Here is a 9,300-nt window from a genome sequence, read left to right as displayed (position 1 = left end):
GCCTACCCGCGTCCTGGGCGAAGCGCCCGGCCGCGCCACCCTGCGGCCGTCTAACTGGTCAATGGCATTTCGCTGGTTAGGTCCCCGGGGCGCCGTCTCAGATAGTAGGAAGTCCGAGTAATTGTGCAGACAGGCGCGTGCTCCTCGCTTAGTTTTGTAGGAGCCGAACGTCTCGCTCCATCCAGCGAATGGCGGTCGTGAGCCGGGCCCCCTGCAGGCAACCCCTGCGGTCCGCTCCCCGCCCCTTGGGGGCACCCCCCGCCCATCAGGCAGAGGGGGAGTCTCGAAACCCCTTTGGCACTCCCTGGCATTCGAAGGAGTCGATTCCCCATGGCCGAGACGACCGTCCGCCGCCGAGTCCGTCACGTCTCCCGTACGAGCGAGTCCGACCGCAAGAACGCCGCCGCCGCCCTGCAGCGCGCCCTCGACCGCCGCGACAACGGCGGCGAGACCGGCCACTGAGCCCGCCTCCCCCCGCAGTCCGGGAGCCGCACCCGCACGGCGGGCTGCGCGGGCGCCCGAACAGGACCTCGGGCCCCGCGCCGCACCCCGGACCCCGCGTCCGCTCCGCCACGCCGCTGTCCGCATGACGGACGGTCCGTGTCATCCCCTGGGACAAGGAGTAGGGTTCCCGCATGTCTCGCAGCCTCAATCTCGCAGTGATCCCCGGTGACGGCATCGGCCAGGAGGTCGTGGCCGAAGGTCTCAAGGTCCTCTCCGCCGTCCTCCCGCAGGATGTGAAGCTGGAGACCAAGGAGTACGACTTCGGCGCCCGGCGCTACCACGCCACCGGTGAGACCCTCACCGACGCCGACGCCGAGGCGCTCAAGCAGCACGACGCCATCCTGCTCGGCGCGATCGGCGACCCGAGCGTCCCCTCCGGCGTCCTGGAGCGGGGCTTCCTGCTCAAACTGCGCTTCCTCTTCGACCACCACGTCAACCTGCGTCCCTCGAAGCTGCTCCCCGGTGTGGCCACTCCGCTGGCCGGTCAGCCCGAGATCGACTTCGTCGTGGTCCGCGAGGGCACCGAGGGCCCCTACACCGGCAACGGCGGCACGATCCGCACGGGCACCCCGCACGAGGTCGCCACCGAGGTCTCCGTGAACACGGCCTTCGGCGTCGAGCGCGTGGTCCGCGACGCCTTCGCCCGCGCCCAGGCCCGTCCCCGCAAGAAGCTCACGCTGGTCCACAAGAACAACGTGCTGGCCTTCGCCGGCCACCTGTGGACGAACGTCTTCAACAAGGTGGCCGAGGAGTTCCCCGACGTCACCACGGACTACATCCACGTGGACGCCGCGACGATCTACCTGGTCACCGACCCGGGCCGGTTCGACGTGATCGTCACCGACAACCTCTTCGGCGACATCATCACCGACCTCGCCGCGGCCGTCTCCGGCGGCATCGGCGTCGCCGCGAGCGGGAACATCAACCCCTCCGGCGCGTTCCCGTCCATGTTCGAGCCGGTGCACGGCTCGGCCCCGGACATCGCCGGCCAGGGCAAGGCGGACCCCACCGCCACGGTCCTCTCCGTCGCCCTGCTCCTGCGCCATCTCGGCCACGACGCCGAGGCGGTCCGCATCGAGGACGCCGTCTCCGCCGACCTCTCGGAGCGCGGCGCGCTGCCCGCCCGCAGCACCTCGGAGATCGGCGACGCCCTCGCCGCCCGAGTAGCCGGCTGACCCGGCGCACCACGCACCCCCTCAGCTCCCGCGGGAGCCGGGGAGCACCACGAAGCCGCCGGGCCGCACCACACCCGGCGGCTTCTCGTACGTCCGGCCGGGTGTCACCATCGACCCCGGGCCGCCTTCACGCCGTTTTCTTCCGCGGACCCCGCTTGCGATAATCGAACGCGGAGCCGCGGTATCAGGCGATGCTCGGACGTCCTCTCACCGGCCGGTGGCCGGACGGACGTGAGCGCGGCCCGTCACTACCCAACCGGTGAAGGACAACCACTCATGACGACGCCCACGATCGAGCTCAAGCCCTCCGCCAGCCCGCTCTCCGCCGCCGAGCGGGAGGCCATCCTGGCGAACCCCGGCTTCGGCCGCCACTTCACCGACCACATGGTGACGATCCGGTGGACCGAGGGCCGCGGCTGGCACGACGGCCAGCTCGTTCCGTACGCGCCGATCCCCCTCGACCCGGCGACCAACGTCCTGCACTACGCGCAGGAGATCTTCGAGGGACTGAAGGCCTACCGCCGTCCCGACGGCTCCGTCGCCACCTTCCGCCCGGACCAGAACGCCAAGCGGTTCCAGCGCTCCGCCCGCCGCCTGGCCATGCCGGAGCTGCCGGTCGAGACGTTCATCGAGGCCTGTGACGCGCTCGTCGGCCAGGACAAGGACTGGGTGCCCGCGCACGGCGGCGAGGAGTCCCTCTACCTGCGACCCTTCATGATCGCGACCGAGGTGGGCCTGGGCGTGAAGCCGGCCAACGAGTACCTCTTCATCGTGATCGCCTCGCCGGCCGGCGCCTACTTCCCCGGCGGCGTCAAGCCCGTGTCCATCTGGGTCTCCGAGGACCATGTCCGCGCCGTCCCCGGCGGCATGGGCGACGCCAAGACCGGCGGCAACTACGCCGCCTCCCTGCTCGCCCAGGCCGAGGCCGCCGCCCAGGGCTGCGCCCAGGTCTGCTACCTCGACGCGGTCGAGCGCAAGTGGGTCGAGGAGCTCGGCGGCATGAACCTGTACTTCGTCTACGGGAACAAGATCGTCACGCCTTCGCTGACCGGCTCCATCCTGGAGGGCGTCACCCGCGACAGCCTCCTCACCGTCGCCCGCGACCTGGGCTACGAGGCCGAGGAGGGCCGCGTCTCCGTCGACCAGTGGCAGCGCGACTCCGAGAGCGGCGAACTGCGGGAGGTCTTCGCCTGCGGCACCGCGGCCGTGATCACCCCGGTCGGCACGGTCAAGCGCACCGGCGGCGAGTGGCGGCAGTCGGGCGGCGAGCCCGGCGAGGTCACCCTCCGGCTGCGGCAGGCCCTGCTGGACATCCAGCGCGGCACGGCCGAGGACAAGCACGGCTGGATGCACCGGCTCGGCTGATCGCTCCGGTCGCGTCGCCCGTTCTCGTCCACCGCACGGCTCAGGGCCACCCCGTCCGGGGCGGCCCTGAGCCGTCTGTGCGATCCGCCCGTCCGGTCGTCTCGGCATTCCGCCCGCCTTGGAGCGGCGCTCAAGACAATCTCTCCGGGAGTCCCTCGCCGAAAGCCTCCTCACCGAGGCGTGAGAGCACGCTGTTCGCATCCTGAGACGCCCCGTGAGCAGGACGACGGACTGTGCCAGACTGCCGCCGTGCTCTCGTTCGCCACGATTATTGGCAGCAGGCGCGCCGGTCCGCAGTGACCGCTCCGTACGACCAGGTACGAGCGGCCATCGTCGTCCTCGACCCGCGCGCAGACCTCTCGCACCCGCGAGGGGTTTTTCGCTTTTCTGGCCCACCCACAGCCGGGAGCGAGAGCGCGAGGGACCATGGGGGGACGGTGGAGCCGGTCATTCCGGTAACGACCGAGATCCGACACAGGAGCCTTCAGACCATGACCGCACCCAGCGAACTCGACGATTCCTTCCACGTCTTCGACACCACCCTGCGCGACGGCGCGCAGCGTGAGGGCATCAACCTCACCGTCGCCGACAAGCTGGCCATCGCCCGGCACCTGGACGACTTCGGAGTGGGCTTCATCGAGGGCGGCTGGCCCGGCGCCAACCCGCGCGACACGGAGTTCTTCGCCCGCGCGCAGGAGGAGATCGACTTCCGGCACGCCCAACTGGTCGCCTTCGGCGCGACCCGCCGAGCGGGTGCGAAGGCCGCGGACGACCCGCAGGTCAGGGCGTTGCTGGAGTCGGGCGCCGGAGTGATCACCCTGGTCGCGAAGTCCCACGACCGGCACGTCGAGCTGGCTCTGCGCACCACCCTGGACGAGAACCTGGCCATGGTGAGCGACACCGTCTCCTTCCTCAAGGACCAGGGCCGTCGCGTCTTCGTCGACTGCGAGCACTTCTTCGACGGCTACCGCGCCAACCCCGAGTACGCCAAGGCGGTCGTCCGCGCCGCCGCCGAGGCCGGCGCGGACGTGGTCGTCCTGTGCGACACCAACGGCGGAATGCTGCCGGCGCAGATCCAGGCCGTGGTGTCGACGGTGCTCGCCGACACCGGCGCCCGGCTCGGCATCCACGCCCAGGACGACACCGGCTGCGCGGTGGCCAACACCCTCGCCGCGGTGGACGCGGGCGCGACGCACGTCCAGTGCACCGCGAACGGCTACGGCGAGCGGGTCGGCAACGCGAACCTGTTCCCGGTGGTCGCGGCCCTGGAGCTGAAGTACGGCAAGAAGGTGCTGCCCGACGGCAAGCTGCGCGAGATGACCCGCATCTCGCACGCCATCGCCGAGGTCGTCAACCTGACGCCCTCCACGCACCAGCCGTACGTGGGCGTCTCGGCCTTCGCCCACAAGGCCGGGCTGCACGCCTCGGCCATCAAGGTCGACCCCGACCTCTACCAGCACATCGACCCCGAGCAGGTCGGCAACACCATGCGGATGCTGGTCTCCGACATGGCCGGCCGCGCCTCCGTCGAGCTCAAGGGCAAGGAGCTCGGCGTCGACCTCGGCGGCGACCGCGAACTGGTCGGCCGGGTCGTGGAGCGGGTCAAGGAGCGCGAGCTCAAGGGCTACACCTACGAGGCGGCCGACGCCTCCTTCGAGCTGCTGCTGCGCGCCGAGGTCGAGGGCAGGCCGCTGAAGTACTTCGACGTCGAGTCCTGGCGCGCCATCGTCGAGGACCGCCCCGACGGGACCCACGCCAACGAGGCCACCGTGAAGCTCTGGGCCAAGGCCGAGCGCATCGTCGCGACGGCGGAGGGAAACGGCCCGGTCAACGCCCTGGACCGGGCCCTGCGCGTGGCCCTGGAGAAGATCTACCCCCAGCTGGCCAAGCTCGGTCTGGTCGACTACAAGGTCCGCATCCTGGAGGGCGTGCACGGCACCCAGTCCACCACCCGCGTCCTGATCTCCACGACCGACGGCGCGGGGGAGTGGTCCACGGTCGGCGTGGCGGAGAACGTCATCGCCGCCTCCTGGCAGGCCCTGGAGGACGCGTACACGTACGGGCTGCTGCGGGCGGGCGTGGACCCGGCGGAGTGATACCGGAGCTGCGGGGAAGTCCGCTCGGTGAACGGTTCGGGTAGCTTCGAAGTATGAAGGTCGCGCTCTCGACCCCCCGGACCCGAGGCCGCACCGGACCGCTGCTCGCGCTGGTGCTCGTCGCCCTCACGGTGTGGACCGTGTGGGCGGCGACCGCCCCGCCCGCCGCCGCGGCGACCGGCGTCTCGACGATCGCCGACTCGCTGCGCCGCAGCCCGGTCTACGTCGACCCCGAGGCGGCCGGACAGCTGTCCCAGGCGGACGCGCACGCCCTCCAGCAGCAGATCGAGGCCGCCGACAAACCCCTGTTCGTCGCCGTCCTGCCGGCCGGCTACCCCACGGCCGGGCTCTTCAGCGACCTGCGCACCGCCACCGGCGTCACCGGCCTGTACGCGATCCGCCTGGGCGACCGCTTCGACGCCCGCGCCGACTCCTCCGTCCTGTCCCGGACGGCCGTGCGCAACCTGGTCGACAGCGTCGGCGGCGAGGGCGACGCGGCGACCCAGCTCGGCGACTTCACCGACCGCGCCCTGACCGACATGGGCGGCTCGGCCCCCGCGAGCTGGGGCTCACCGAACAGCGGCGCGGGGATCTCGTCCTCCGCGCTGATCGTCGCGGGAGCGGTGCTGGCGGTCGGCGGGGCGGGCGCGTACACCCTGGTGCGGCGGGGCCGCCGACGCCGTGCCGAGGAACAGCGGGCCGCTCTCGACCGGCTGCGGGTCGTCGTGGACGAGGACATCACGGCCTTCGGCGAGGAACTCGACCGGCTCGACTTCCACCCGGCCGAGGCGGGCGCCGACGACGCCATGCGCGCCGACTACGAGCGCGCCCTGGACGCCTACGAGCAGGCCAAGACGGCCATGTCGGCGGCGGCCCGGCCGGAGGACGTCCGCGGAGTCACCGAGGCGCTGGAGGACGGCCGCTTCTCGCTGGCCTCCCTCGCCGCCCGCCGGACGGGGCGGCCGTTGCCCGAGCGTCGTCCGCCCTGCTTCTTCGATCCCCGCCACGGACCCTCGGTCGCCGACGCCACCTGGACGCCGCCCGGCGGGGCCACCCGCGAGGTGCCGGTCTGCGCGGCGGACGCGACCCGTCTGGCCGATGGCCGAGACCCCGTGATCCGCGAGGTCGACAGCGACTACGGCCGCCGCCCGTACTGGGAGGCGGGCCCCGCCTACGGTCCCTGGGCGGGCGGCTACTTCGGCGGCGGCATCCTGCCCGGCCTCCTCGTCGGCACGATGCTCGGCTCCATGATGGCCGCCCCCTCCTACGCCGCCGACTACGGCGCCGGCTACGGCGACTTCGGCGGCGGATACGACGGCGGGGACGTCTCCGGCGCCGACTTCGACCCCGGGGACTTCGGAGGCGGCTTCGGGGACGCGGGGGGCGGGGACTTCGGCGGAGGCGGAGGCGGCGGCGACTTCGGCGGAGGGTTCTGACCGCACGGACACGGGCCCGGCGCCTGGGGGTGCGGCGGCGGGCCCGTGAACCCCGTGGGGGGACTGGTAGGAGTTCTCCTCCGGGAGGACGCGCAGGACGTGAACGTGCCGTGAGGAGCTTCTTCAAGTGCTGCCCCCGCGGGGGGGTTGGGCGATACTGACGTGCCCATGTCAAAGCAGAGAGCCCACGTAAAGATTCATCCATTCTGTGACATGGTCAGGTCAAATCCTTGGCTGGATTATGGGAACTCGGCCGTCGCCCGCACAAGAGGCCGATCCGGCCACGCGCGCCCCTGCGCCGGAACCCGGAAGACGGTCGGGAGGCGACCCCGAGAACCGGCGTGCGGCTCCGCTCCCGGGGCGAACGCGGTGACAGGGGGGACGCACCAGCACGGAGGGGAACCGCGGCCGCCGGACCTCTGGAGCCGGCGCGTGAGCGTCGGCCGCCCCGGGGGACGGCGAAAGGCCGGTCCACGAGTGGCTCGAACTGCGCCCGCTCCCGCGTTGCCACGGCGCCCGGCGCGGGGCCCCGGCGGTGGGCGGGCCGACGACGCCCGCCGCCGACGCCAGGAGGGCCGAGCCGGTGACGTCGGCCCCGCGGCCGAGGCCGTCCGGCCCGTCGGGCTCGTCGGGCTCCGTCCGGCGGCTCGCCACCGCCGCGCCGGCCGCCTCGGGGGCACGACCGGCCCGGCCCCGGATCTTCCGTCGCGCCGTCGCACACCCCGGGCCTGCGGGAGGGCGCCGCCGCCGAGGTCGCGGGGCCTCGGTCCTGGGCGGCGGGCCCCGTCAGTCCTGGGCGGCGGACTTGGCGAAGCCGAGCAGGGCCTCGAAGTCGATCGCCCCCGGATCCCCGTGGACGTTCTCGGGCACGTGCATGTGCCCGCACACGCCCTTGAACCCGTTCCACCGCTCGCCGCTCATCCGCTGTCCGCCCCCGTTGCCCGCGGACTTCGGGTAGGCGGGCCACAGCGTCGGTCCGCGCAGCGGCACGTCGTGGTGGAGGTGCATCCAGGCCAGGTACTGGGCGACGGCGCGCAGCGCCCACTCCGGGGCCTTGGGCCAGTAGACGTGGGCCTGGTCGTGGGTGTTCCACTTGGTGTGCAGTTCGGGGTCGCAGGTCCCGACGAGCTCCACCTGGCAGACGTTGAGCGTGTTCGTCTCGACGCCGCCGCGCCGGTTGGCCAGCGCGCGCGAGGAGACGTCGATCTCGAAGTGCTGGTACCACTTCAGCCGCTTGGCGGCGAGGTCCGGCACGGCCGTGAGGTTGGGCGCGACCGAGCCGCCCTGGTAATCGGGCAGCGAGCGGCCTTCCGTGGTGTGCAGGACGACGACGTTGACCTCCATGCGGTCGCCGCCGAAGTCGTCCTGGTACCAGTGGTCGCGGTTGGCGCCGGGATAGTACTGGGGTCCGGTCTTGATGCTCATGGTTCTCGACTGTGACACGGGACACACCAAGGGGCCGGAAGCTCTTCGCTTCCGGCCCCTTTCTGCCGGTATTCGCCGTATTCGGCCACACGCTTACGCGTTCTTGATCGCCGAGATGTCGAAGTTCAGCTTGATCTTGTCGGAGATCAGGACGCCGCCCGTCTCCAGCGCCGCGTTCCAGGTCAGGCCCCACTCCGAGCGCAGGATCTCGGCCTTGCCCTCGAAGCCGACGCGCTCGTTGCCGAACGGGTCCTTGGCGGAGCCGTTGAACTCCAGGTCGATGATGAGCGGCTTCGTGACGCCGAGAATGCTCAGCTCGCCGGTGACGCGGTAGTCGTCGCCGCCCAGGGCCTCGGCGGAGGTGGAGCGGAAGGACATCGCCGGGAACTCGTCGGTCTTGAAGAAGTCCGCGCTCTTGAGGTGGCCGTCGCGGTCGGCGGACCCGGTGTCGATGCTGTCCATCGTGACGTCGATGGAGGCGGTCGACCGGGACGGGTCGACGCCGTCCAGCCGCAGCGAGCCGGTGAAGTCGGTGAACCGGCCCTTGACGTTGGTGACCATCGCGTGGCGGGCGGTGAAGCCGATCGTCGAGTGCGCGGGGTCGATCGCGTACTCGCCGGTCAGGGCGGCGAGCTGCGGGTTCACCGCGACGCCGGTGGCGACGGCGGCGGTCTCGTCGGTGTTCTTGCGGCCGAAGATGCCCATGACGTGCTCCTTGGGGACGAGGAAGATCGAAGATGTTTAATCTTCAACGAGGTCGACAAGGACGACCGTAACTCCATTCCGTTCAAGTTTCAACTTAATCCGGCAAAGGATTCTCCCGCGCCGCCGGGAGACCGTCGTCCGGCCGCCGCGGGTCAGGCCCGTCGCCGCGGTCCGGCGGACCGCCGTCCGGCGCTGCCGTTCACCCCGGGGAGGGCATGTGCGGCGTCGAATGTGAGCCGGGTCTCGGCAGGCGGGTTTGTGCGACCCCGACAAGCCCGCGGCCCCCTGAGCAGTCGGAACGGCTGCATGGCGACCCGGTTCTGTTCAGGGGTACCAGGAAAACGCTCCGAGGACTGTACGGAGTCGACGTCACTCTTTCCTTGGCGGGCTTCGTAAGGTCACTACATGACCGTTTTGGAAGAGACGACGGGTGAGCCGACCGCGGAGAGCACGGAGCCCTCGGACGCGCGCGGCCGCGTGGCCGAGCTGCACGAGATCCGCGCCCAGGCGCTGGCCGGCCCGAGCGAGAAGGCGACCCAGGCGCAGCACGCCAAGGGCAAGCTGACCGCCCGGGAGCGGATCGGGCTGCTGGTG

7 protein-coding genes and 1 pseudogene are annotated in these 9,300 nt (G+C 71.5%); 6 read left to right on the top strand and 2 right to left on the bottom strand.

What is annotated here, in order from left to right:
• Positions 1-330 precede the first annotated feature (330 nt).
• From ACFVYK_RS37270 to ACFVYK_RS37250, 5 genes are all read left to right on the top strand, one after another.
• Positions 331-462 (top strand): hypothetical protein, encoded by a 132-nt coding sequence (locus tag ACFVYK_RS37270; protein ID WP_015493350.1) that lies wholly within the window; start codon positions 331-333, stop codon positions 460-462.
• 173 nt (positions 463-635) lie between these two features.
• Positions 636-1,679: a 3-isopropylmalate dehydrogenase gene (locus ACFVYK_RS37265; protein WP_389781176.1), complete on the top strand. Its 1,044-nt coding sequence runs from the start codon at positions 636-638 to the stop codon at positions 1,677-1,679.
• Between the two features lie 276 nt (positions 1,680-1,955).
• On the top strand, positions 1,956-3,044 hold the full coding sequence (locus ACFVYK_RS37260; protein WP_389781175.1) for a branched-chain amino acid aminotransferase: 1,089 nt from the start codon (positions 1,956-1,958) through the stop codon (positions 3,042-3,044).
• A gap of 491 nt (positions 3,045-3,535) precedes the next feature.
• On the top strand, positions 3,536-5,140 hold the full coding sequence (gene cimA / locus ACFVYK_RS37255) for a citramalate synthase (protein WP_389781174.1): 1,605 nt from the start codon (positions 3,536-3,538) through the stop codon (positions 5,138-5,140).
• 53 nt (positions 5,141-5,193) lie between these two features.
• The gene (locus ACFVYK_RS37250) at positions 5,194-6,576 is read left to right on the top strand and encodes a hypothetical protein (RefSeq protein ID WP_389781173.1); all 1,383 of its coding nucleotides are present in this window, start codon (positions 5,194-5,196) and stop codon (positions 6,574-6,576) included.
• A gap of 786 nt (positions 6,577-7,362) precedes the next feature.
• Here the strand turns inward: ACFVYK_RS37250 and ACFVYK_RS37245 are convergent.
• Both ACFVYK_RS37245 and ACFVYK_RS37240 read right to left on the bottom strand, forming a co-directional pair.
• The gene (locus ACFVYK_RS37245; protein ID WP_389781172.1) at positions 7,363-8,001 is read right to left on the bottom strand and encodes a hypothetical protein; all 639 of its coding nucleotides are present in this window, start codon (positions 7,999-8,001) and stop codon (positions 7,363-7,365) included.
• A gap of 93 nt (positions 8,002-8,094) precedes the next feature.
• Positions 8,095-8,706: a YceI family protein gene (locus ACFVYK_RS37240; protein ID WP_389781171.1), complete on the bottom strand. Its 612-nt coding sequence runs from the start codon at positions 8,704-8,706 to the stop codon at positions 8,095-8,097.
• Between the two features lie 405 nt (positions 8,707-9,111).
• On the opposite strand from ACFVYK_RS37240, the pseudogene ACFVYK_RS37235 reads away from it, so the two are divergent.
• Positions 9,112-9,300, top strand: a pseudogene (locus ACFVYK_RS37235) (methylmalonyl-CoA carboxyltransferase); the annotation flags it as partial.

This window comes from Streptomyces sp. NPDC058291, assembly GCF_042880855.1.
In the GTDB taxonomy this organism is placed as follows: Bacteria; Actinomycetota; Actinomycetes; order Streptomycetales; family Streptomycetaceae; genus Streptomyces.
Note: the sequence above shows the minus strand (reverse complement) of the source record. Positions and strands in the feature narration are given on the sequence as shown.

Coding starts and splice junctions, on each gene's coding strand:
- ACFVYK_RS37270 (WP_015493350.1), top strand. CDS start 331: ATGGCCGAGACGACCGTCCGCCGCCGAGTCCGTCACGTCTCCCGTACG.
- ACFVYK_RS37265 (WP_389781176.1), top strand. CDS start 636: ATGTCTCGCAGCCTCAATCTCGCAGTGATCCCCGGTGACGGCATCGGC.
- ACFVYK_RS37260 (WP_389781175.1), top strand. CDS start 1,956: ATGACGACGCCCACGATCGAGCTCAAGCCCTCCGCCAGCCCGCTCTCC.
- cimA (WP_389781174.1), top strand. CDS start 3,536: ATGACCGCACCCAGCGAACTCGACGATTCCTTCCACGTCTTCGACACC.
- ACFVYK_RS37250 (WP_389781173.1), top strand. CDS start 5,194: ATGAAGGTCGCGCTCTCGACCCCCCGGACCCGAGGCCGCACCGGACCG.
- ACFVYK_RS37245 (WP_389781172.1), bottom strand. CDS start 8,001: ATGAGCATCAAGACCGGACCCCAGTACTATCCCGGCGCCAACCGCGAC.
- ACFVYK_RS37240 (WP_389781171.1), bottom strand. CDS start 8,706: ATGGGCATCTTCGGCCGCAAGAACACCGACGAGACCGCCGCCGTCGCC.